This is a genomic window from Sphaerisporangium melleum (assembly GCF_014646695.1).
Lineage (GTDB): Bacteria > Actinomycetota > Actinomycetes > Streptosporangiales > Streptosporangiaceae > Sphaerisporangium > Sphaerisporangium melleum.
The window spans coordinates 40779-64662 of sequence record NZ_BMNT01000044.1; the positions used below are offsets into that span (position 1 = coordinate 40779).

General features: G+C 73.0%; 18 protein-coding genes. 9 read left to right on the forward strand and 9 right to left on the reverse strand.

From position 1 onward, the window contains the following. Window positions 1-213: 213 nt before the first annotated feature. Entirely contained in the window at window positions 214-987 is a 774-nt protein-coding gene (locus IEY93_RS31175) for a peptidoglycan recognition protein family protein (protein WP_189166735.1), read from the reverse strand. A 250-nt stretch (window positions 988-1237) separates the two neighbouring features. On the opposite strand from IEY93_RS31175, the gene IEY93_RS31180 reads away from it, so the two are divergent. Beyond that, window positions 1238-2347: a DUF5925 domain-containing protein gene (locus IEY93_RS31180; protein ID WP_229691630.1), complete on the forward strand. Its 1110-nt coding sequence runs from the start codon at window positions 1238-1240 to the stop codon at window positions 2345-2347. A gap of 323 nt (window positions 2348-2670) precedes the next feature. Here the strand turns inward: IEY93_RS31180 and IEY93_RS31185 are convergent, their stop codons facing one another. Then, window positions 2671-3309 carry a TetR/AcrR family transcriptional regulator gene (locus IEY93_RS31185; protein ID WP_189166736.1) on the reverse strand — a complete coding sequence of 213 codons (639 nt, stop codon included), beginning with the start codon at window positions 3307-3309 and terminating at the stop codon, window positions 2671-2673. 76 nt (window positions 3310-3385) lie between these two features. Between IEY93_RS31185 and IEY93_RS31190 the strand changes: the two genes are divergently transcribed. The 7 genes from IEY93_RS31190 to IEY93_RS31220 all read left to right on the forward strand — a co-directional run bounded on the left by IEY93_RS31190 (window position 3386) and on the right by IEY93_RS31220 (window position 11935). After that, window positions 3386-4105 carry a carboxymuconolactone decarboxylase family protein gene (locus tag IEY93_RS31190; protein ID WP_203968981.1) on the forward strand — a complete coding sequence of 240 codons (720 nt, stop codon included), beginning with the start codon at window positions 3386-3388 and terminating at the stop codon, window positions 4103-4105. A 131-nt stretch (window positions 4106-4236) separates the two neighbouring features. Beyond that, window positions 4237-5352 (forward strand): C39 family peptidase, encoded by a 1116-nt coding sequence (locus IEY93_RS31195; protein ID WP_229691631.1) that lies wholly within the window; start codon window positions 4237-4239, stop codon window positions 5350-5352. Then, window positions 5349-7220, forward strand: a complete 1872-nt coding sequence (locus tag IEY93_RS31200; protein ID WP_229691632.1) for a S9 family peptidase — start codon at window positions 5349-5351, stop codon at window positions 7218-7220. Before IEY93_RS31195 ends, IEY93_RS31200 begins: the two co-directional genes overlap by 4 nt. Before the next feature lie 36 nt (window positions 7221-7256). Beyond that, on the forward strand, window positions 7257-8615 hold the full coding sequence (locus tag IEY93_RS31205) for a M20/M25/M40 family metallo-hydrolase (protein ID WP_189166739.1): 1359 nt from the start codon (window positions 7257-7259) through the stop codon (window positions 8613-8615). A 401-nt stretch (window positions 8616-9016) separates the two neighbouring features. Next, entirely contained in the window at window positions 9017-9652 is a 636-nt protein-coding gene (locus tag IEY93_RS31210; protein ID WP_189166740.1) for an SgcJ/EcaC family oxidoreductase, read from the forward strand. Window positions 9653-9760: 108 nt separating this feature from the next. Then, a complete protein-coding gene (locus tag IEY93_RS31215; RefSeq protein WP_189166741.1) occupies window positions 9761-11275 on the forward strand; it encodes a hypothetical protein in 1515 nt (504 codons plus the stop codon). 18 nt (window positions 11276-11293) lie between these two features. Continuing rightward, the gene (locus IEY93_RS31220) at window positions 11294-11935 is read left to right on the forward strand and encodes a hypothetical protein (RefSeq protein ID WP_189166742.1); all 642 of its coding nucleotides are present in this window, start codon (window positions 11294-11296) and stop codon (window positions 11933-11935) included. 94 nt (window positions 11936-12029) lie between these two features. On the opposite strand, the gene IEY93_RS31225 is transcribed toward IEY93_RS31220, so the two are convergent. The 3 genes from IEY93_RS31225 to IEY93_RS31235 all read right to left on the reverse strand — a co-directional run bounded on the left by IEY93_RS31225 (window position 12030) and on the right by IEY93_RS31235 (window position 15402). Beyond that, window positions 12030-12755: a fasciclin domain-containing protein gene (locus tag IEY93_RS31225; RefSeq protein WP_189166743.1), complete on the reverse strand. Its 726-nt coding sequence runs from the start codon at window positions 12753-12755 to the stop codon at window positions 12030-12032. A gap of 623 nt (window positions 12756-13378) precedes the next feature. Then, on the reverse strand, window positions 13379-14311 hold the full coding sequence (locus tag IEY93_RS31230) for an aminoglycoside phosphotransferase family protein (RefSeq protein WP_203968978.1): 933 nt from the start codon (window positions 14309-14311) through the stop codon (window positions 13379-13381). 206 nt (window positions 14312-14517) lie between these two features. Beyond that, window positions 14518-15402 carry an alpha/beta fold hydrolase gene (locus IEY93_RS31235; protein ID WP_189166744.1) on the reverse strand — a complete coding sequence of 295 codons (885 nt, stop codon included), beginning with the start codon at window positions 15400-15402 and terminating at the stop codon, window positions 14518-14520. Window positions 15403-15497: 95 nt separating this feature from the next. Between IEY93_RS31235 and IEY93_RS31240 the strand changes: the two genes are divergently transcribed. Next, entirely contained in the window at window positions 15498-16010 is a 513-nt protein-coding gene (locus IEY93_RS31240) for a CGNR zinc finger domain-containing protein (protein ID WP_189166745.1), read from the forward strand. Between the two features lie 78 nt (window positions 16011-16088). On the opposite strand, the gene IEY93_RS31245 is transcribed toward IEY93_RS31240, so the two are convergent. The 4 genes from IEY93_RS31245 to IEY93_RS31260 form a co-directional block, all read right to left on the reverse strand. Beyond that, window positions 16089-19892 carry a S8 family peptidase gene (locus IEY93_RS31245; RefSeq protein WP_203968976.1) on the reverse strand — a complete coding sequence of 1268 codons (3804 nt, stop codon included), beginning with the start codon at window positions 19890-19892 and terminating at the stop codon, window positions 16089-16091. Window positions 19893-20244: 352 nt separating this feature from the next. Continuing rightward, a complete protein-coding gene (locus IEY93_RS31250; protein ID WP_229691633.1) occupies window positions 20245-21153 on the reverse strand; it encodes an ABC transporter permease in 909 nt (302 codons plus the stop codon). After that, complete coding sequence (locus IEY93_RS31255; RefSeq protein WP_189166746.1) at window positions 21146-22072, reverse strand: ABC transporter permease; 927 nt, start codon at window positions 22070-22072, stop codon at window positions 21146-21148. Before IEY93_RS31255 ends, IEY93_RS31250 begins: the two co-directional genes overlap by 8 nt. Window positions 22073-22154: 82 nt before the next feature. Next, window positions 22155-23759 carry a peptide ABC transporter substrate-binding protein gene (locus IEY93_RS31260; RefSeq protein WP_189166747.1) on the reverse strand — a complete coding sequence of 535 codons (1605 nt, stop codon included), beginning with the start codon at window positions 23757-23759 and terminating at the stop codon, window positions 22155-22157. Between the last annotated feature and the right edge of the window lie 125 nt (window positions 23760-23884).

Consider the following 23884-nt stretch of genomic DNA (forward strand, 5'->3'; position numbering starts at 1 on the left):
GTAGGCCGTGCCGCGCGGCGGATTCACGGTGGGAGGTCACTCCGCCACCACACCGTGATCAAGTGGCGATCGACGCGGCCCTGCGGGGCTCTACTCACCGGTCCGGACGCCTTCCGGACCGGTTCGCGGGCCGCGCCGGGGGGCACGGGTGGGTCAGACGTCGCAGGGGTGTCTCTTGGAAGCCGCCCTGTCAGGCCGACCCGGCAGCTCTCGTCAGGGGATGGGGGCCTCGAAGGCGGCGTCCCAGGTGACCTTGCCGACGACGCCGTCGACCTCCAGCTTCTGCTGGCGCTGGAAGTCCTGGCAGACCTGCTTGGACGCCGGTCCGTAGGCGCCGTCCACGTCGATGGTCCAGCCGCGCTTGTCCATCTGGGCCTGCCAGGCGCGCACGTCGTCGCCGCGCATGACGGGCGGGTAGCGCAGCAGCCGGCCCGGCCACTCCGGGTGCCGCTCAGGGTCGGGGACGGGGTCGGCGCCGCCGGGCCGGGGCGCGCCCTTCTTCACCCAGGCGTACAGCGCGTCGCCGGGGCAGTCGGTGGAGTAGCCGTCGCGGTGCCCCTTGATCTGCGTCCCGGCGCCGCCGTTCTGCCGCAGGTACTCGATGGCGTCGCGGATGCCGTGCAGCAGGTCGTCGTTCGGCTGGACCAGGCCGGCGTTGCCGACCAGGCCGAGCACGGCGTAGTGGCCGCTGTTCAGCCCGGCGCCGTTGGCGGCGGGCAGGTGGCGGGGGCCGCGCCCGACGAAGACCTTGCGATGGGGACAACAGACCATGCTGTAGCCGATGTCCATCCAGCCGTTGCCGTCCATGTGGAAGTTCTGGATGGACTTGACCATGGCGACGCACTTGGCGTGGTCGTTCACGATGGCGGGATCGACCCGGCCGCCGGTGTAGTGCACCTTGACACCGAGGGTGGAGGACAACGTCGAATAGGCGCCGCGCGGGGCGCGGGCACCCCAGGCTGCGCGGGACACGAGGTCGATGGCCACGGACTACTCCAGGGGGTACGTACACGTCTCGGACTTCGAAGGGCCACTGTCCATCCCCAGAGCCGCCAAACAGCCCCAAGCCCGTCCAGTGCCACAAATCCGTACGCACACCCTAACGACCTACAGATGACCACATGGCGTGATTTACCAATTACGCATGCGGCTCGATGTGCCCGCGGTCCCCCTCGCCGGCTGCAGCCCGGCTGGAAAATCCATGGACCGGGTGCCAGGCAGCCGGAATCATGAGTACATGTCCGTTGTGGAGGAGGTCCGTTTCCCCGCCGCCGAGACCCTGCCCATGAAGGTGTGGCTCGATGACGGCGACTCACCCGTCGATGTCATCGACGCGCTCGCGCTGTCCCCGTTCGCCACGGGAGACCAGCCCTGGGCGCGCAGTGCCAACCTGGAACGCGTGCGCGCCGACGCCGCGCTCATGCCCGCCGGAGCCCGGCTGACCCGTTCCGCCAAGGAGGAGGACGGCCGGGAGTCGCGCCTGGCGTGCGGCGACGGCTGGACTCTGCGCGTCGTCCGGTTCCGCAACCGCAGCGCGCTGGTCAGCGTCACCGCCGTCAGCGACGAGCTGGCGTCCTCGGTGCTGGAGGAGTGCACCCGCGACGCCGTCGAGCCGCCACCTCAGGACGCCGACCACGTGGACATGGGGTTCTGGTGGGTCGGCGCCCACGGGCCCCGCCGCACGCAGCGCCCGATCACCGCGCCGCGCTGGCAGGCGATCCGCGGGAACTACTCACGCGAGGCGGGCGAGAGCCTGGGACGGCTGATGTCGGTCACCCCGGCCGAGATCAGCGGGCGGCTCATCCTGCTGAACGGACCGCCCGGCACCGGCAAGACCACGGCCCTGCGCGCCCTGGCCCGCGAGTGGTCGGCGTGGTGCCAGGTCGACTGCGTGCTGGACCCCGAGCGGCTGTTCGGCGACCCCGGCTACCTGATGGAGGTCGCCGTCGGCTACGACGGCGACGACGACGCGCACCGGTGGCGGCTGCTCGTGCTGGAGGACTGCGACGAGCTGATCCGCGCCGAGGCCAAGGAGGCGACCGGCCAGGGCCTGTCGCGCCTGCTCAACCTGACCGACGGGCTGCTCGGCCAGGGCAGGGACGTGCTGGTGGCGGTGACCACCAACGAGGACCTCGCCCGGCTGCACCCGGCGGTCGTCCGCCCCGGGCGCTGCCTGTCGCAGGTGGAGGCGGGCCGGCTGTCGGCCGAGGAGGCCACCGCCTGGCTCGGCACCTCCGAGGGCGTCTCCCCCGCGGGCGCGACGCTCGCGGAGCTGTTCGCGCTGCGCGCGGGCCGCGCGCCCGTGGCCCCCGCCGCTCCGGCCGAGCACACCGGTCTCTACCTCTGACCGGGGTCTCCCCAGAACGGGCCGACGAGGCCGAGGTCCTGGAACAGGGCCCGAGCCTCGTCGGCGCCGCGCCGGCGGTACTCCCTGGTGAGCCGCCCGGCCTACCACCGGGGGCCGGCAGCGCCTCCACGGCTCCTGCCGGGTGCAGCACGAACTCGGCGGCCACCTCCTCCGGGGAGGGCGGCTCTCCCCGCTCGGCGAACCGCCGGTAGACGAACCCGCGCGTCGGCAAGATCGCGCATACGCAGGACCTACCCGCCCCGAGCGGCCCCGATGCCCCCGGCCCGCCCAGGCATGGCTTCCCGGGATCGTGAAGCGCTCTGCTATGCCGCCGAACCGCCCCTTGGGGGGAGGCCGACGAGCTTGGCGAGGAAGCGGTCGAGCTGCTCCTCGGCGGGCGGCCAGGACAGGTCGGGCTCGTTGATCCGCTGCGCCAGCATGCCGTTCACGGCGGTGCGCAGGTCGATCGCGACGGTTGCCGCGTCATCGGGCGGGGCGACTCCGGCGTCCATGCACCGCCGCACGGCCTCCGTGGTCCGGGCGACCAGCACCTCCTTGAACGGCATGCCGAGCCGCCGGTGGACCCCGCTCTCGTGCATCACCTTGTACAGGCCCGGGTGCTCGTGGGCCCAGGCGGCCTGCGCGAGGATGCGCGCCCGAAGCCGCGCCGCCGGGTGCTCGTGCGCCGCATCCGCCTCGTCGCCGGCCCGCACCACTTCCTCGTGACAGCGCCGCAGCACCGCGAGCACGAGCGCGTCGCGGTCGGGGAAGTGCAGGTACACCGAGGTTGCCGCGATCGACACCTCACGTGCCACGGCCCGCAGCGACAGTGCCTCGTCGTCGGCGAGGTCGTCGAGCATGCGCATGGCCGCCGCGATGATCTCCTCGCGTAGCCGCTCGCCCTGCCCCCGTGCGTTCGGACGGCGGCGGGCGGCGGGCGGCGGGGGCGTGGCGGCTTCCATGACAGGCCCATTGTACGAGGAGACCGATCGCGCTACAGTCGTAGCGCTACAGCCGTTCACTCAAGGAGTGATTCCTGTGACCCTCCACGCCTCGACGGATCTCGACGCGATCACCCAGATGGACCCGGTGTTCGCCCAGATGGCGGCCACCAGCGTCGCGCACTGCTGGGCGGTGCCCGAGCTGAGCGACCGGGAGAAGGTGTTCCTCGCCCTGGTCGCCGACGTCTGCCAGCCGGCCCTCGGTCTCCCGTTCGAGATGCACGTCCGCGCGGGCCTGCGGCGCGGCGTGTCCACGGCCGACATGCGCGCGCTGCTGCGCCTGATCTCCTACGACAGCGGGTACGCCGCGGCGCTGGCCGCGATGGACCGGCTCACCGAGATCGAGGCCGCGGCCGGGCTGCCCCGCCCGGCCGCGGAGCCACTGCCCCCCGAGTTGCTGAAGACCGGGCCAGGCTCGGCCCCCACCCCGCTGCCGGAACCGGTGCGCGCTCTGCTGAGCGACCTCGACCCGTATTTCCTGGAGTACTTCGACCTGCAGTCGCGCATGCGTTCGGTTCAGGGACCGGGCACGCTCACCATCCGGGAGCGGGCGTTCACGACGATGAGCGTCGACGTGCACTACCAGACACTGGACGAGACGTTCCGCATCCACACGGGCCGGGCTCTCGGGGCCGGCGCGTCGCACGACGATGTGCGCGCCGTGCTGCGCTTCACCGCGCAGTTCGGGGTGACACGGGCGTGGCAGGCGTGGAAGGCGCTCAACGCCTACCTCGCCGAGCTCACGCCCACTCGCTGACCGGCCCTCACCTGACTCGGGGAGGCCGGCGGGCGGCATGTGCCGCCGGATTCCAGGACACGGCGTGGTGATGTGTCAGATACGTAAACCATCCGATGCGCCGCACTGCGGGCGAAACCACAATCGGCAGCGTGGTCAAGCCGTCCGCCGACACGATCCCCGTGGCCTTGCACCGATGGACCGGCGTGGTCCCCTCGGAGAGCGGCTTCACGTCCTACCTCGACCCGTTCGGCGGCGCCGCCACCACGTGGGCCTACCGCCGCTGGACGTCGGAGGAACGCGAGATCGGCTTCCCCGCGACCGAGCTGGTGCCCTCGTGGACGGCCGCCGCGCCGCCGGGGTCCTGGCTGCGGGTCGAGCTGCGGGCCCGGACGGTCACCGGCGGCCTGACCAAGTGGTACGACATGGGCCGCTGGGCCGAGGGCGGCGGCGACATCCACCGCACCTCGCTGCCGGGGCAGGGTGACGAGGACGGCGACGTGGCCGTGGACACCTACGTCGCCCGGCGGCCGGTCTCGGCCTACCAGGTGCGGGTCACCCTGCACGGCCCGGGGGCGGAGGTCCGGTCGGTGGGGGTGATGACCTCGGCGCTGCCCACCCGCGGCCACGTCACCGCGAGCCCGCGCGGCGAGGCCGCCGGGGTCGCGCTGGACGTGCCGCCGCGCTCACAGCGCACGCACGCCGGCCACCACCCCGAGTGGGGCGGGGGCGGCGAGGCGTGGTGCAGCCCGGCCTCGACGACGATGGTCCTGCAGTACTGGGGACGCGGCCCGGCGCCGGAGGAGCTGCTGTTCGTCGACCCGTCCGACCCGTGCCCGGCGGTGGACCACGCCGCCCGGGACATGTACGACCACAGCTACCAGGGCACCGGCAACTGGCCCTTCGGCGTCGCCTACGCGGGCCGGTACGGGCTGAGCGGTTTCGTCACCCGCCTGCGGTCGCTGGCGGAGGCCGAGCGCTTCATCCGGGCCGGCATCCCCCTGATCACCTCCCAGTCGTTCAAGGAGCACGAGCTGCCGGGCTCGGGCTACTCCACCCGCGGCCACCTCATGGTGGTCACCGGCTTCACCGCCGGCGGCGATGTGATCGCCAATGATCCGGCGGGCGCCTCCGACGACACGGTCAAGAGGGTGTATCCCCGGGCCGCGTTCGAGAACGTCTGGTTGCGCAGCACCAGCAGCGGGGGAATCGTCCATGTCATGCACCCGCACGACATCCCACTCCCATCCTCGGAGGGCAACTGGTGATCCGGTCTCCTATCAGCGCCGTCGACGTCGCCCGGGTGGACGACCGCCCGTTCTGGGTGGAGGTGGTGCCCGCCGCCGGAGGCGAGGAGGTCTGGTGGGACGAGCCGCGCCCGGCCGAGGGCGGGCGGCGCTGCGTCGTGCGGCGCGCCCCGGACGGCTCGGTCCACGACGTCCTGCCGCCGGGGTGGAACGCCCGCAACCGGGTGATCGAGTACGGCGGCCGGTCGTGGCGGCCGGTCCCCGGCGGCGGCCTGGTCTTCACCAACTGGCAGGACCAGCGGCTCTACCTCCTGCGCCCGGGCGCGGAGCCGGTGCCGCTCACCCCGCCCGGCTCCGCGCGGTACGCCGACCTGGTGGTCCACGGCGGGGAGGTGTGGTGCGTGCGCGAGACCGGCGACGTGCGCGACCTGGTCGCCGTGCCGCTGGACGGCGGCCCGGCGCGCGTGGTGGTCCGGGCGCAGCACTTCATCTTCAACCCGCGGGTCTCCCCCGGTGGCGGCCAGGTTGCCTGGATCGGGTACGACCACCCCGCCATGCCCTGGGACGGCACGTCGCTGTGTGTGGCGCCGCTGCGCGAGGACGGCACCGCCGGGCCGTACCGCGTGGTGGCCGGCGGGCCCGCCGAGGCCGTGGCGCAGGCCGAGTGGCGCGACGACGGCGCGCTGTACGCCGTCACCGACCCGTCCGGCTGGTGGAACCTCCACCTGGTCCCGCTGGACGGCGCCCCGCCCCGCAACCTCACCCCGAGGGCGGAGGAGTTCGGCGACGCGGCGTGGAAGCTCGGCTACCAGTGGTTCGCCCTGGCCGGCGACCGCCTGGTGGCGATGCACGGCACGGCCGACGGCAAACGGCTCGGGGTGCTCGACCCGGGCACCGGTGAGATCACCGATGTCGGCGGCTCCTACACGTACTGGGCCCCCGCCCTCTCGGTGGCGCCGGACGGCCGTTCGGTCGTCGCGGTCGGCGGGTCGCCGCACCGGCCGTACGAGGTGGTCCGGGTGGATCTCGCGACCGGGGCGCACGAGGTGCTCTCCCGCCCCAAGCCGCTGCCCGACCCCTCCGTGCTGCCCACGCCGCGCGCGATGGAGTTCGGCGGGGTGCACGCGCACGTGTACGAGCCGGCCGGCGCCGCGCCGGGCGCCCCGTCACCGTACGTGATCTTCGTGCACGGCGGCCCGACCGGGTCCAGCCCGATGGTGTTCGACCTGGAGATCGCCTACTTCACCAGCCGCGGCATCGGGGTCGCCGAGGTCAACTACGGCGGCTCCACCGGGTACGGCCGGGCCTACCGCGAGCGCCTGCGCCACAACTGGGGCGTGGTGGACGTCGAAGACAGCGAGACGGTCGCCCGCGGGCTGATCGCGGCCGGGCTCGCCGACCCGGAGCGGGTGGCGATCCGCGGGGGCAGTGCCGGCGGCTGGACGTCGGTCGCCGCGCTGGTGCACAGCGACGTCTTCCGCGGCGCGGTGGCGCACTACGCGATCACCGACCCGGAGGGCTGGGCACGGGAGACCCACGACTTCGAGTCGCGCTATCTGGACGGCCTCATCGGCCCGCTGCCGCAGACCCGGCAGCGCTACCTGGACCGCTCCCCCACCCTGCACGCCGGCAAGGCGTCCGGGCCCGCGCTGCTCATGCACGGCCTGGAGGACGCCATCGTCGACCCCGGGCAGGCCGGGCGGTTCATCGCCGCCCTCGACGAGCACGGCGGCCGGTGGGCGTATCTCACCTTCCCCGGGGAACAGCACGGCTGGCGCAGGGAGGAGACGATCGTCACGGCGCTGGAGGCCGAGCTCGCCTTCTACGGGCTCGTCTTCGGCTTCCCCACCCCCGAGGTGCCGCCGCTGGAGCTGCGGGGCCGCAAATGATCCACAGACCGTGAGCGACGAGGGCGAGAGCGACGGATGGGCAAGACGGACGGGAACGGCGACCGGGCGAGCGGCGGGGAAGTGAGCGGCGCCGAGGCCGCGGCCATCTGCTCGGAGCTGCTGCGCATCGACACCACCAACGACGGCACGCTGGACGGGCCGGGCGAGCGCACGGCCGCCGAGTACGTCGCCGGGCTGCTGGCCGAGACCGGCATCGAGCCGATGGTGCTGGAGTCGGCGCCGCGGCGCACCAGCGTGGTCGCCCGCATCCCCGGCGACAGCCCGGACGCGCTGCTGATCCACGGGCACCTGGACGTCGTCCCCGCCGACCCGGCGGAGTGGCGGATGCACCCGTTCTCCGGCGAGGTCGACGACGGGTGCGTCAACGGGCGCGGCGCGGTGGACATGAAGGGCTCGCTGTCCATGACGCTGGCCCTGGTGCGCGACTGGGCCCGGCGCGGCGTGCGGCCCCGGCGCGACATCGTCCTGGCGTTCCTGGCCGACGAGGAGGCCACCGGCGAGTACGGCGCGGGGCATGTCGTCACCCGGCACCGTGACCTGTTCGAGGGGTGCACCGAGGCCATCAGCGAGTCGGGCGGGTTCAGCGTGACCGTCCCGCGCGCCGGCGGCGCGGCCGGGGAGGCGCTGCGGCTCTACCCGGTGGCGGTCGGCGAGCGCGGCACGGCCTGGATGAAGGTCACCGCGCACGGTGTGGCCGGGCACGGCTCCAAGCCGCCGGTCGACAACCCGGTGGCCGAGCTGTGCCGGGCGCTCGTCCGGCTCGCCGACCATCGCTGGCCGGTGCGGCTCACCCCGGCGGTCGCCGCCCTGATCGAGGGCCTCGGGCGTGCGCTCGGCACGACCATCGACCTGGACCGGCTGGACGAGGAGGCCGAGCGGCTGGGCAGGGCGGGCACGCTGTTCAAGGGCGTGATCCGCAACTCGGCCAACCCCACCATGCTGGACGCCGGTTACAAGGTGAACGTGATCCCGGGCACGGCCGGGGCACACGTGGACGGCAGGTTCCTGCCCGGGTTCGAGGAGGAGTTCTTCGAGACGATCGACCGGCTGCTCGGCCCGAAGATCACCCGGGAGCTGGTCCAGCTCGACCACGGCGTCGCCTCCCCCACCGCGGGGCTCTTCGACGAGCTGCGCGCGGCCCTGCTGGCCGAGGACCCGGCCGGACGCCCGGTGCCGTACGTGATGACCGGGGGAACGGACGCCAAGTCGTTCGCCAAGATCGGCATCCGGGGGTACGGCTTCGCGCCCCTGCTGCTGGACCCGGGGCTGGACTACTTCGGCATGTTCCACGGCGTGGACGAGCGGGTGCCGGTGGCCGGGCTGGAGTTCGGGGTCCGCGTGCTGGACCGCCTTCTCGCCTCCTCCGCCGCCTGACCGGCCCCGCGCGGCTCCGCGGGCGGTGGGGGTGACTCCCAAGCCGCCCGCCCGGAAAATGTGGTTATGTCGGACTTACGGGGAATACTGCTATCAGATCCCTATAAAGAGGGCTTCGTGCGGCACGTTTCGTGCACGGCGTGCCACTCCGAAGAAGTCGAACGCTCGAAATACCTCGTATACCTCGAATACCTCGCCCCGGGAACCGTCTGCCGTCCCATTTCCCGGGAGATCTCCGAAGATTCCGGCGGCACGCGGCCGTCCGGCGGCCACTTATCCCCATGCCCGTACATCCCGGGCATCAGCCGAGGACCGACTGAGGACACGTGACGGCTTTCACCGTCGGCCGGACGACGCGCGGTTACGTTTGCTGCAGATCGACATTCGGACGGGAGCACACGATGCGCAATCATCGACACGGGCGCAGGACGATGCGCCTGGCTCTTGCGGCAGGCCTCGGCACCGCCTCGATCGGCGCCGCCGCCCCGGCCGCCACCGCCTCGCCCGCCGACCTCATGACGCGGGTGGCCGTCGGCGCCTCCGCCGTCATCTCCCCCGCCACCCCGTCGTCCACCGACGTGGCCAAGGCGTCCTCCCCGGTGTCGGCGGACTCCGTCCAGGCGTCGGCCGGGACTCCGGCGGACCTCACGGCGCTGGCCCGCATCCGCAGCCGGCAGGAGAGCGCCTGGGTGCGCGGCGACGGCCGGGCGTACGCCGCGGAGTACGCGCCCGAGGCCGACCTGGTCAACATCCTCGGCGAGCACCTGCACGGCCGCGAGGGCATCGCCACCGCCCTGCAACGCTACTTCCGCACCAGCCTGCGGCACACCCGGCCGCTTGTGACCGAGGAGACGGTGCGCTTCGTGTCGCCGGTGACAGCGGTCATCGTCCGCAAGGGATGCGTGCTCTACGGCGCGGAGAAGGCGTGCCGCGCGGACACCCTGTCGGTCAACACCTCCGTCGCGGTGAAAAGCGGCGGCGAGTGGCTGCTCACCTCGTTCCACAACACCCTGGTCCGCCCGCCCGGCCGGAGCTGACCTCCGCTTCGGCCGTCCCTGCGCCGGTGACCACCGGCGCAGGGACGGCGGCGCGATGGACGACGCGATGACGCCCGGCCTCGCGGCCCGGGCAGGGAGGAGAACGGCGTGGGGGCGCATACGCGCGCGCGGGCACGGCTGTGCGCGGTCGCCGCGCTGGCGGCGAGCGCCTCCGGGGCGGCCCCGGCCGGCGGAGGGGCCGCGGACGCCGCCTTCCCGGTGTCCGGGATGACCGGTCTGACCGCGGTGAGCGGTGTGGTCACCCGGGACGGCGCCGCGCTGGAGGGAGCGGCCGTCCTGGCCATCGCCTACCCGGCGGGGGACGCGCTCGACGTCCCCGAGGGCGGCTCGCTCGGCACCGTCGTCGCCGGAGCGGCCGGCACCGACGCACGCGGGCGGTTCTCGGTCGCCCTCGACCCCTCCGCGCTGCCCGCGCCCTACGTCGACGAGCGGGGACGGGTCCACCTGGAGGTGGCGATCACCGACGGCACGCGCGAGGTGCGCTGGATGACCACCGCGGTCCGGTCCGAGCACGCCGTGCCCATCGGCGGGCGGGCGGCCCGGTGCGGCGCCGGCACACCGCGCGCCTGCGACCCCGGGGACCCGGTCTACGTCCTGCCGGCGGCGGGCGGGTCGGAGCGGCTGGTCGTCCTGGTCGGCACGGCGGAGGGACGGCCGGTGGTGCCGGTGTGGTCGACCGCCGCCGCCGAGACGGCCGGGGTGTCGGTCCCCCGGCAGCTCGTCGCCGACCTCGGCGGCCATCCGTCGGTGGCCGACGCCAACGACGACCCGGCCGCCTGGATGACCGCGCCGGCCGGGGAACCGGTGACCCCCGTGCCCGGCGGGGCCGGGTGGCGGCCGCCCGCCGGCCCGCCGCCCGCCCCGTCCACGCGGATGGGCGCCGCCGGCCGCGAGGCGCGCCGGACGGCGGTCGTACCCCGTTCTCCGGCCTTCTCCGCCGTCTCCGGCGCCCTGCGGGACGGCGCGGTGACCGCGGCGCAGATCTCGGCGGGCCGGCTGGCGGCCGCCGGCCGCTCCCCCGGCCCGTGCCTGCCGCGCGTGGTCAAGCGGTACAACGGGCGCGAGGAGACCTACATGGGCGTCTACGCCTGGTCGGGTGCGCTCGCGACGGTGACCCAGGCCGACGGCGCCGACCACACGCTCGGCGTGGGCGGTGCGGCCGGGCGGGGCAGGTGGTCCTCCAGCGGCTCGCTCACCCTGTCGGTGCGGGCGGGCGACAGCCACACCGTCTCCCGGGTCGCCGACGCCTGGGCCATCGGGACGGTGAACTACGGGGTGGTCGCGAACGGGTGCGACGGCCGGCGCGGCCTGGTGCCGCTCAGCCTCGGCGACCCGATCAAGCGCTTCGCCCGCGCCTACCACCCCCGGCTGAAGGCGCAATGCATAACGCTCTACGGCAATTCCTCGGTATGGGACAAAGACCAGGCGCGCAACATCGTGATAGGCGGCGGCGTCAGCGTGGCGGGGTTCAGCGCCTCGGCGCAGAGCGGATACGATGTGCGCTCGAAACTGTCGTTCCGGCCGAAGAAACTCACCCGGCTCTGCGGCGACAAAGGGGTGGGAGTACGGCTTTCGGCCATCGTCGAGGCGCACAAGGGCTGAATCATTTCCGACCGGACGATGACCACCAAAAGGCAGAGAACGGCGGCGGGGAAGAACGCCGCGCGCCGGGTGGTGCCGGCCTGCGTGCAGGCGGGCCTGGCGATGCTCGCGGTGGCCGCGTGCGCGCACCTGCGCGCGGCGGACGCCGTGCAGGCGGCCGCCCCCCGGCTGGTCGAGCCGGGCGACGGCGGGCGGCAGTCCTTCGCCCTGCGGCTGACCAGGCAGGGCACGCCGTACCTCTTCGGCGGCTTCGCCGTCTGCCTGGACCGGGCCGGGGCGGTGGAGGTGACCCGCGTCGACTTCGAGAATCCCATCGGCGGGCTGTCGGTGCAGGAGTTCGCGCTCCGGCCGTTCTACCGGGGCTTCGGCGAGGACGGCGTGGGCTGGGGCGAGCCGCGGAGCCTGCGCCGGCGCGGCGTCTCCACCGCCCTGCGCACGGTCACCCAGGTGTGCGCTCCGGACGGCTCGCCACGGGTCGAGTTCAGCGAGGTCGTCCTGCAGACCTCCCGCCCGGCGGCGGTCAGCGCGTCGAGCTCGGGCTTCGTCATCACCTACAGCGCCGGCCGTGCCGAGGGCACCGTCCGCGTCCCCTTCGGCATCACGCTGTGCGCCCCGTCCGACCACAGCCTGCCGATCTGCGGGCCCCGGTCCCCGGGCTGAGCGCGCCCGGCCCGCCGGCGCGCCGCACGGGCACCGGCGCGGCCGTGGCCGCCGATGCCCGTGGGAGTGGAGCGGTGCCGCGTGACCGTCCGGGTCATCCTCGGGGCTTGAGCACCGAGTCGATGATGTAGACGGTGGCGTTCTTGGTCTGGATCGGGCCGCAGGTCACCTTGGCGTCGTTCACCTTGAGGGTGTCGTCCTCGCGCTTCACCGTGACCTTGCCGCCCTCCAGGGTGGCGATCTGCCCCTTCTCCAGGTCGGCCGGGGACTTGCGGCCCTGGACGACGTGGTAGGTCAGCAGCCGGGCGAGCTCGTGCCTGTTGCCCAGGAAGCGGTTGAGCTGGTCCTGCGGGACCTTCCGGAAGCCGGAGTTGTCCGGGGCGAACACCGTGATGTCCTTGGCGGAGTTGAGGGTGTCCACCAGGTTCCCGCGCTTGGCGACGTCGGCCAGCGTGGACAGGTCCGGGATCTGCGAGAGGGCCGTCCCGAGCGGCTGGCCGGCGAGTTGCGCCACGCTGCCCGGCCCGGAGGTGGGCAGGGCCGCGCAGCCGGGCCCGGAGGGAGAGGCGGTGGGCACGGGCGAGGGCGACATCTCGCTCGGCGACCCGCTGGGTGAGGGCGAACCGGGCGATGGGGAGCCGGGCGACGGTGAGCCGGGCGAGGGGGAGCCGGGTGAGGGGACCGGTGTCCGGACGGCTCCTGGTATCAGCGCGCCGGTTCCCGTGCCGCCTCCGCTCGTTGTGGCGCCGGCTCCGGTCGCGGAGGCGGTGGTGAACGAGAGCGCCGTTGCCAGCGGAAGGACGAGTAGACGAGTCTTCATGGATCTGTCCCCTTTTGCGTTCTAGGGAAGGGCGGTCACCGGTCAGCGGCCACCGAAAGCGGTCACCGGCGGTTTCCTCGACTTTGCGCCTGACGGCATGGGAGATCGGCTGAACGGCTGTGGCGATCCGGGACGGCCGGGGCGACCGGCCTGATCATCGGAGCTCGATCACGGCCCGGCTCGCCATGAGGGGGGGGTCACCGGCCCTTCACACCGGCGACGCGGCGGTTCGGCGCCGCTCCCGGCCCGCCCTCCGGCGGACCTCGTCCCCCGCGAAATCCCCGCGGCGAGGAGCCCCCTATGAGAGGGCCGTCCGAGCGGCCCCCGCTCAATCAACTCGGCCATGTGCGCGATCGTGGCGGCGGGCCCTTCGCACACAGCGTCCCTCTCATTATCGCCGGGGCCCCTCCCCCTACACCCAAGGCGACGACCGCGAACCGACAAGGCTCTCCCATGACGGGAGGCCCTCGCGCCCCCGCCGCCCCATCGCCCCGGCAAGCCCCTGTCGTCCCATCGCCTCCGCGCGGCACACCCGGACACGGCTTTGGAAGCGGCAATTTCCCCTTTGCCGGCCGGCTACCCGGCCGGTGTCCCGCTCGCCCGCGCCCGGGCGGCCGGGGCGTTCACAGACCGGCCAGGCCGGCGAAAACGCGGACCCTGGCCATGGCGAGGCCGGCGCCGGGGACGTCGTGCTCGGCCATCCACAGGGCCATCTCGACGCCGCGGGCCACCGCCCACGCCTGCAGCCGCCGCGCGTCCTCACCGAGGGCGCCGGCCACCAGCGCGCAGCGGGCGGCGAGCACCGGCCGCGGGACGGGATGGCGGAAGGGGTCGTCGATCTGCTCGACCAGCGGCCAGGGGTCGTAGGCGGGGTCGCCGACCATCGGCTTGGCGTCGATGGCCAGCCAGGGACGGCGCCGGGCGGCGAGCACGTTGCCGGGGTTGAAGTCGCCGTGCAGAACGACCTGCCGGGCGGCCGTCCCGGGCAGCTCGCGCAGCAGGCGGACACCGTGCGCGACCAGGCCGGGGTCGAAGCCGGGCCGCAGCCGGTCCATCCGCTCCCCCGCGAGGTCCGCCCACTCGGCGGTGACCGCGTCCAGGCGTTCCAGGCCGGTCTCGGCGGGCGGCGATGCCGACCACAGCTCGCCGAGCACCTCGGCCCCGATGAGCAGGCGTTCCTCCGCCGCGATGTGGCCGGCCGCGCGCAGCGGGCCGCCCGGCTCGCAGAGCTCCAGCAGCAGCGCGTACCTGTCCCGGTCGTGGCGGTACACCTGCACCGCGCCGCGTCCGTCCCAGCGGCGCAGCGCCTCGGCCTCGCCGGCGGCCTCGCGGTGCGGCCAGCTCACCTTGAACACCGCCGCGCCGCCGTCCGGCAGCCGGGCGGGCGCCACCCACGAGCAGGTTCCGCCGTGGAAGGGTGCGCCCAGCTCCAGCGACCAGCGGCGCCGCAGCTCATCGACCAGCGCCGGCAGCGCGGCGAGCCAGGAACGCCCGTCACCGGTCCGCGCCATCGTCTCCATGATCGGCAGCGTGGGCGGGAAGAGGTCGTCGGTCACCTGTCGTCCCCCGGACTCCTCGGCACGCCACGGGACGCCCGCGCTCGCGCGCGGCCCGCATCTCCGTCCTCCTCATGCTCGCATCGGCCCCGTACTGCCGCCGCACCGCCGCGGCCGGCGAGCGCGCCGCGCCCGCCACCCGGGCATCCGGGCATCCGGGTCCGCCAGGGGCGGACCGTGTGGCCGGGCTCGCGGGCGGAGCGGCGTCAGAGCGCGGCGGCCACCTGGGGAAGACTCCTGGCGAGGAAGTCGCGCATGAGGGCGGCGACCTCCTCCCCCGCGCTCTCCAGCAGGAAGTGCCCGCCGTCCAGCAGGTGGATCTCGGCGTCCGGCAGGTCGGCGGCGAACGCGCGGGCGCCGTCCGGGCCGAAGATCTCGTCGTTGCGGCCCCAGACGGCCAGCAGCGGAACCCGGCTCGCCCGGAAGTACTCGTGCAGCCGGGGGTAGAGGGCGAGGTTGGTCGCGTAGTCGGCGAACAGGGCGAGCTGGACCAGGTCGTTGCCGGGCCGGGAGACCAGGGCGTGGTCGTGCAGCCAGGTGTCGGGACTGACCAGGCTCGGGTCGGGGACGCCGTGCAGGTACTGCCATCTGATGGCGTCGAGGGTCAGCGCCGCCCGCACGCCCGCCTCGGTCTCGGCGTTGCGATCCGCCCAGTACGCCCGGACCGGCCGCCAGAAGTCCTCGACCAGCCCGGCCTCGTAGCCGTTGCCGTTCTGGGTGATGATCGCGGTGATCGCCCCGGGGTCGTCCAGGGCGAGGCGCCATCCCACCGGCGCGCCGTAGTCCTGGACATAAATCGCATAACGCGTGACGCCGAGCCGTGCCAGCAGCCCGGCGGTGAGGCCGGCCAGGGCGTCGAAGCCGTAGGCGAACTCGGTGACCGGCGGGGCGTCGGACAGGCCGAAGCCCAGGTGGTCGGGCGCGATGACGTGGTAGCGGTGCGCCAGGGCCGGGATCAGGTCACGGAACATGAACGAGTTGGTCGGGAAGCCGTGGAGCAGCACGACGACGGGCGCGCCGGCCGGACCGGCCTCGCGGTAGAAGATCCGGTGCCCCTGGACGTCGGCGTAGCGGTGGTGGACTGCGGTCATTTCTAACCTCCATGGCTCATTTCACCGGTTACAAGACACAGCCAAGCATCGCGTCGGGTAACCTGTCAAGTTAGTGAATGTGGTTAGGAGTGGGAATGGCGGAGACGACGCCGGACGAGGATCTGCTGCTGGAGGTGCTCAACAGCACCCCGGTCGTGGACGGCCGGGTCCGCGACATGTACGCCGACGCCGATCAGGCCCGCGCCCGCCTCGCCGCTCTGGGCGGCCGCGGCACGGCGGAGGAGCTGGGCGCGGTGCTCTCGGCGCGGCGGGCGTTGCAGGCGGTGGTGCGCGGGCAGGAGCCGGCGACCGCGCTGGCGCCCCTGCTGGCGGGCGTCACCCGTGTGCCGGTGGTGACCGGCGAGGGCGTCCGCTGGTCACTGGAGGCCCCGCCCGGCCGCGAGCTGGCCGTACGGGCGGTCCTGACCTGGGCTCATCTGGCCGAGCACAACCCCGGGCGGCTGCGGCCCTGCGCCAACGACGAGTGCCTGCTGTTCCTGATCGACCACAGCAAGGCCGGCACCGCCCGCTGGTGCTCCATGGCGGTGTGCGGCAACCGGATGAAGGCCCGCCGCCACCACGAGCGCTCCAGAGCCCAGGACCGCTGACCCCGCGACATGCGCCGGGACGCGCGAAGGCCCGGACCGTGCGGTCCGGGCCTTCTTGTCATCGGGCTCGCCGCCGGCTCACTTCAGGCCGAAGGCGCGCACGATCGTCTGGGTGACGGTGTTGTGCTTGGTGTCCCCCGCGTGGGTGCGCAGGGTCACCGTACCGGCCGAGCGCGGGGCGTCCAGCCGCGTCGTCCACCCGCCGGCCCTCCGGGTGAGCGGGGCCTTGCGCCAGGTGGCGCCGTCGTCGTAGGAGAGCTCGACGGTGACGGTGCTGATCGGCCCGGCGTCCACCGCGTACGGCAGCTGCCGGGGAGTGACCGTCAGGTCGGCCTTGCGGTGGGCCCGGCCGTCGGCGTCCAGGTCGACGTCGTAGTCCACCTGGATGATCGGCAGCGTCAGCGTGTGGTCGGTCTCGACGTATCCGCTGGTGAAGTTCCACTCGGTGAGGGTGCGCGTCGAGTACGGGTACAGCGACGCGTCCCGGGCCGCCTCGTTGACCAGGCGGTAGGGCAGCCGGTCGGGGCTGACGATCGGGGCCAGGTAGACCGAGCGGTCGGTGCGGTCGTTGGTGACGCGGTCCACCAGGGTGTCCCCCTGGTACAGCGACGCCGTCTGGGTGACGTGCTCGTTGAACAGCATCTCCCCCTGGTGGTCGCCGCCGGAGCTTCCCCAGGAGGGCAGGAAGAGGACCAGGGCGTCGCCGCCGCGCAGCGGGAACCAGCCGGTGGCGTCGTTCATCCGCGGGCGCACGATCGGGCCGAACCAGCGGGAGTCGCCGGTCTCGCCCCCCTTGTAGGTGACCAGGTCGGACTGCTCCTGCGCCCCGCCGTCCAGGGCGAGCGCGTACTCCATCCACCGCACGCCGCCGTCGGCGGACACCCAGTCGGTGCGGGTGCCGCGCGCCGGCCCCTCGGTGAGGTAGCCGCTGAATCCGCTGGGCCAGTCGGGCAGCTTGTCGGTGCGCATGTCCCGCGCCGTGGCCTGCTTGTGGTTGGCGAAGGACATCTCGACGCGCGCGAGGTCACGCTTGCCCGGCCGGTAGGTCGGATCGGCGGGCACCGCACCGGTCCACTTGTGCACCAGGTCGAACAGGTAGTCGGCCGCGGGGTGCGAGGTCACCTGCAGCGGGGCCTTGCCCTTCTTGAGGATGCCGCCGATCAGGCGCTCGCCCTCGTCCATGGTGACCGACGCCACCGGCATCGGGGCGGGGGTCTGCACCGCGTCCCAGGCGTCGAGCCTGCCCCGGCCGTTGCCCACCAGGAGCAGCAGCCTGGCGCCGGCGGCGCGGGCGGCCTCGGCCATCGCGACCGGGTCGGCGGCGTCGCTCCAGCGCACGACCGCGACCTTCCCCTTGACCTTCGCCGCGGCCAGCTCGGCGGCGCTTCCCTGCCCGGCGAAGACGGCGTCGAAGGAGTAGCGGCCCTCCGGCAGCGGGGTGTACCGGGACTGGATCAGCAGGTCCTCGAAGTCGTCGTCCTTGGAGGACACCGCCAGGCGGGGCTGCTCGTCGCGCCAGCGCGCGGCGAGGCCCAGCCGGCCGCCGCTCACCTTGCCGGTCGGCAGCGCCCACATGCTGTCGTGCTGGACGCCGAGGAGGCGGCTGTCGGCCACGGCCTCATCGCCGCCGAAGCCGCGGACGAAGTCCACGCGGGTGTCGACCGTGGTCCGCGGCCGGTCCATGCCGTTCGGCAGGACGGAGGAGAGCCGCCGGACACCGCGGGCGTCCAGGGTGACCTCGGTGTCGGCCGAAAGGTCGATGACGGGCTTGGCGAGCAGCGCCACACCGAGCGAGTGCGGGCCGTTCGCGCCCTGCACCTCGCCCCACATCCAGATGGAGTACGTGCCGGTCGGCAGCCGCAGCGTGCGGGTGCCGGACTCGCCGATCGCGTACGCGTCGACGCTCTGGTGCCCGTTGGGCAGCTGACGGGTCACGACCAGCTCGCCGGCGAGCGGCTTGCCGGAGCGGTCCTTGGCGTTGACGGTGAGCCGGGCCCGCTCGCCCTCCTTGTAGTAGCCGAGCACGGTGTGGGCGCGCAGCACGCCCTCCTCGTCCACCGCGTCGAGCCGCGCGGCCAGGTGTCCGTCCAGCTCGGCCCGGTCGACGTCCAGCGTCACCTCGACGGTGGCGGTGCCGCGGGCGGGGACGGTGACCGTGCCGGCCGACGGCTCGAACAGGCCCTCGGGCGCGCCGCCGGTGACGTTGAGGTTCAGGGTGACCGGGGCGTCGCCGGTGTTGGTGTAGGTCACCTGCCGGGTCGCCTTCTGGCCGGAGGTGTAGGGCCAGTGGGTGGCGATGTAGGCGGTGCCGGTGGCGAAGACCGTGCCGCCGACGGCGGCGGCCGCGTCCACCAGGCCGCCGCCGGCCTGGTAGGGGCTGAACTGGTTGAGGACCTTGCTGCTGCTGATCAGCGCGTCCTTCAGCCGCTGCCCGGTCCAGTCGGGGTGCGCGGCGGAGAGCAGCGCGGCGACCCCGGCGACGTGCGGGGTGGCCATGGAGGTGCCGCTCATCGTCTGGTAGGCGCCCTCTCCCTCGGGGGCGTACTGCGAGCGGGCCGCCAGCACGTCCACACCGGGTGCGGAGATCTCCGGCTTGAGGCCGTAGTCGCCGACGCGCGGGCCCCTGCTGGAGAAGGCGGCGAGGGAGGTGCCCTTGCCGCCGACGCTCACCGCGGCGACCGAGAGCGCGGCGTCGGCCGTGGACGGCGCGCTGACGGTCTCGTCATCGGGGCCGGAGTTGCCGGCCGCGATGGTGAACAGCGCGCCGGTCTCCTCGCTGAGCCGGTTCACGGCCTGGCTGAGCGGGTCGGTGCCGTCGGACGGACCGCCGCCGAGGCTCATGCTGACGACCTTGGCCTTCTGGTCGCGGGCGGCCCATTCCATGCCCGCGATGATCCAGGAGTCCTGGCCGCTGCCCGCGTTGTCGAGCACCTTGCCGATCAGCAGGTCGGCGCCGGGGGCCACGCCCTTCTCCACGCCCTCGGACGCGGCGCCGGTCCCGGCGATCGTGGAGGCGACGTGGGTGCCGTGGCCGTTGCGGTCGGTCACGTCCTGGCCGGGGACGAAGGTCGCCGAGCCGGTGATCCGATCCTTCAGGTCGGGGTGCGCGGCGTCGACGCCGGTGTCCAGCACGGCCACCTTGACGCCGGTGCCGGTGTTCCCCGCCGCCCACACCTCGGGGGCGCGCACCTGGGCGACGGTGTCGGCGAGGTCCGCCTTGGCCTTGCCGTCCAGCCACACCTTGGCGATGCCGCCGGCGAGCGCGGTGCCGGGTGCGGCGCTACGGGCGGAGGCGCCGGACGCCGTGCCGGTGAGCGAGTTCCAGAAGTCCGCGGCCCGGTCGTGGCCGGCGGTCAGCGCCGCGCCCTGGATGCTGCTGAGCGTGCGGACCTTCGCGGCGCCGCCCGGTACCGGCTCGGCCTGCTTGCGGGCGGCGGCGTCGGTGTAGGTGACGATCAGCGGGATGTGGTCGCTGCTCGCGTCGTCGTAGCCGTAGGCGGCGAGCTTGGTGACGTCGAACAGCGACCGGTCGAGCAGCCCTGCGGTCACGTACGGGGCGGCCGTGTCCGGCAGCACGTACACCTCGTCGCCGGCGGTGGTGATCCGGGCCGCGGTGCGGCCGCCGTGCGGCCCCTGGACGGAGACGATCGCCGGGGTGGCGCCGCCGGACCGGTAGGTGACCTTGTCACCGGTGATGAGCGTGACGGTCCGCGTGCCGGCGGCCGGGCCGGTCGCGGCCCGGGAGGCGGCGGCCGCGGCGAGCCCGGAGCGGGGGGCGGCGGCGGAGGCGGTCCCGCCGGTGAGCGGCGAGGCCGCCAGGACGAGCGTGAGTCCCGCGGCCAGGGAGGTGAACCCGAGCCGTAGGGAAGGGGGGCGGTGCACGAAGCCACTCCAAAAATTAGGCAAAGCGCCAGAAATAACTGCAATCGTGACGATGCGGATGTGACCTGAGCAACTGGAGTGACGTGTCGAAAATATGACATGGCACATCTGCGACAGCCGCCCTGGCGCGATCACGATCGTCAGGCGGGTAGTGCGGGCCGGCGGACGCGGGAACTCGCGGGCGGGAAAGCGCGGCGGAACCGCTCAACGGCGGGAAGTGCCGGCGGGGACACCGGCGGGCGGCACCCCGCGGCGAGGCGGCCGGCGACATGTGAGACGCACACGGGGATGCCGAAAGGGCTTCCCATGCGCAGCCCCGGAGACGCAGCCCGTGCCGTGGAGGGCGGGCGCGTCAGCGCAGCTTGGGGTCGAGCGCGTCGCGGACGACGTCGCCGAGCAGGAGGAAGCTCAGCACGGTGGCGGTGAGGAACATCGCCGGGAAGACCAGCAGGTGCGGGTAGGCGGCGAAGAACGACTGGGCGACGTTGAGCTGCAGCCCCCAGGACACCTGCGGGTACTGCAGGCCGACGCCGAGGTAGTCCAGGGTGGCCTCACCGGAGATCACGTTGCCGACGTTCAGCATGGCGACCACGAAGACCGGGGCGAGGGAGTTGGGCAGGATGTGCCTGACCATGATCCGCAGGTCCCCGGCGCCCAGGGCGCGCGCCGCCTGTACGTAGTCGGCGTCGCGCACCGCGATCACCTGGCCGCGCATCAGCCGGGTCATGGTGGTCCAGCCGAGCAGCACCAGCACGCTGGTCATCGCCCAGATGCCGTGCCCGGGGAAGGCGACCAGCACGACGGTCGCACCCAGGACGAACGGAATGCCGAAGAACACGTCGGTCACCCGCGCGATGATCGCGTCCAGCGTGCCGCCGTAGTAGCCGCCGAGCAGGCCGAGCACGATCGCGATCAGCAGGGCGAAGACGGTCACCGCGACGCCGATGAGCACCGAGGCGCGCGTACCGTGCACGATCTGGGACCAGTAGTCGCACCCCTGCAGGTCGTAGCCGAACAGCGCGCCCGCGCCCGGGCCCTTCTTCGACATCCGCAGGTTGCACTGCTCGTTCGGGCCGAACCGGGCGAACAGCGAAGGGAAGGCGGCCATCGCGCAGGCGACGAGCAGGATGGCCACCGAGATCCAGAAGAGCACCCGGCCGCGCAGCTCCAGCCAGGCGTCGTGCCACAGCGAGCCGCGGACCTGCCGGGAGGTCTCGGGCTCGGGAGCGGCGGACTCCACCGCCGCCTTGAGGTCAACCACGGCGGATCCTCGGGTCGAGCACGCCGTACAGCAGGTCGACGAGCAGATTGGCCAGAATGAAGATCATCACCAGCAGGGTGGTGACGCCGACCACGACCGGCCCCTCCTGAAGCTGGATGGACTGGAAGACCTGCTGGCCGATGCCGGGCAGGTTGAAGATGCCCTCGGTGACCACCGCCCCGGCCATCAGGTTGCCGAAGTCGACGCCGAGGTAGGTCACCATCGGGATCAGCGAGTTGCGCAGCGTGTGCCTGCCGATGACCCGCGAGCGGCGCATGCCCTTGGCGGTGGCGGTGCGCACGTAGTCGGCGCGGAGGTTCTCCACGACGGACGTGCGGGTCAGCCGGGCGACGTAGGCCAGGCCGAACGAGCCGAGCACCATGCCGGGCAGCAGGTAGCTGCCCGGCCAGCCCTCGTCGGTGCCGGCGGTCGGGAACAGGCCGAGGTTCAGGCCGAGCACGATCTGCGCGGTGTAGCCGACCACGAAGACCGGGACCGCGATCACGAACGTCGTGCCGGCCAGCACCGCCGTGTCGGCCAGCCTGCCGCGCCGCAGCGCCGCGAGCACGCCGAGGCCGATGCCCACGACCAGCTCGAAGACCCACGCGGTGACCGCGAGCTGCGCGGTGATCGACCACCGGTCGGCGAGCAGCTCGCTCACCGGCTGTCCGGTGAAGGTCTCCCCCAGGTCGCCGCGCAGGAACACCCCCGCCATGTACAGCCCGTACTGGACGATCAGCGGATCGTTGAGGTGGTAGTGCTCGCGCAGGGCCTGCAGGACGTTCTCCGGCAGCGGTTTGTCACCGGCGAGCGCGAGGATCGGGTCACCCGGCAGGGCCCACACCATCGCGTAGATCAGGAAGGTGGTGGCCACGAAGACCGGGACGGCCTGCAGCAGGCGCTGGACGGCGTACCTCACCGGGCGTCCCCCGCCGAGGGCTCCGGGCGGCCGGGAGCCCTGACCGCGTCCGGAGTCCTCATCGTCGTCATCCCCGCCCGGCCTACTTGACGGAGATGGTGTCGAGGTTCGGGCTGTAGGCGTCGATGCGCACGCCGGTGATCTTGTCGCTGTAGCCGGCCTGGTCCTGCCAGTTCCACAGCGGGATCATCGGCATCTCGGCGAGCGCGATGTCCTCGGCCTGCTGGTAGAGCGGGATGCTGGCCTCCATGCCGGATGCCGCGCCCGCCTGGGCGATGAGCTCGTTGAATCGCTTGTTCTCCCAGCCCATCCGGTTGCCCGCCCCCCACATCGACTCAAGGTAGTTCTGCGGGCTCGGGTAGTCCATCACCCAGTTGTTGCGGTACGGGCCGTCCTCCTTCTTCTCCCGCAGAGTGGAGAGGTAGTCGGCGGCCGGGATCTTCCTGAACTGGATGTCGGCGATGCCGAGGTTCTGCTTGAGCTGGTTGGCGACCGCCTGCATCCACTGCTCGTAGCTGGGGTCGGCGTTGGAGAAGTAGAGGTTCAGCGTCCCGGAGAACCCGCCGGCCTTGTCGTACAGCGCCTTGGCCTTGGCCGGGTCGTAGGTGCACGCCTCGCCGCAGGCGTTCTCGCGGTAGCCGGGCACCAGCGGCGCCACCAGCGAGGCCATCGGCTTGAACGCGCCGTTGTAGACGGCGTCCACGATGCCCTGCCGGTCGATCGCCATCGAGAACGCCTTGCGCAGGTCGGCGCTCTGGAACCGCTTGTCGAAGACGGGGAAGCCGAGGTAGTCCATGGTGCCGCTCGCAGTGGGCACGAAGCGGTCACCGAGCAGCGTCTTGGCCTCCGGCGCGCTGGCCGGCGGGATGGTCTGCAGCAGGTCGACCTTGCCCGCCCGCAGGTCGGTGTACGCGGTGTCGCGGCTGGCGTAGATCTTGAACAGCACGCCGCCGGACTTGGCCGCGCGCGGGCCGGTGTACCCGTCGAATTTCTTCAGCTCGATCTTCTGGTTGTGCGCCCACTCGCCGTCCAGCGCGAAGGGACCGTTGCCGATCGGCTTCTGGTCGTAGGCCTTGAGATCGGTGAAGGCGGCCTTGGGCATCGGCGCGAAACCGGTGTAGGCCAGCGTGATCGGGAACTGGCTGAACGGCGCGGTGAGGTGGACCTCGAGGGTGGCGTCGTCGACGACCTTCAGGCCGCTCAGCTTGTCGGTCTCGGGCTTGGCGCCCTCGGCCTCGGGGTTGAGCTTGTCGTAGCCCTCGATGTTGGCGAAGTAGTAGTTGTTGGTCCACGCGTTGGGGGCGTAGGCGGCGGCGTTCCAGGCGTCGGCGAAGCTCTGGGCGGTCACCGGCTCGCCGTTGTGGAACTTCTGCCCGGCCTTGATCTTGATGGTCCAGGTGCGCTGGTCCTGGCTGGTCACCGACTCGGCGGCGCGCATCTGCGGCTTGCCCTGCGGGTCGATGACGACGAGCGTGTCGAACAGCGCCTGCAGTACGGTGATGGAGTAGCTGCTGGAGCTGTTGCCGGGAGTGAGATGGTCGGGTTCGTTGAGCGCCACCGAGAACCGCTTGGGCCCCTGCCCGCCGGCCGTGCCCCCGCCGGATCCGCTGGACCCGCCGCACGCGCTCAGCGCGAGCGTGGCCGCGAGGAGGACGGCGGCACCCCGCGCCTTGTTGTGGACCGTCACTGGACCTCTGCCTCTCCGTCGCTCCGGCGTGATGCCGGAGAGGCTAAATAGCAGGGCAGCGGTCTGCATCGGATGGTTTACGTATTCCTGGCAAGGATCTTCTGGGGCAAGCTGAGCGCGGAGGA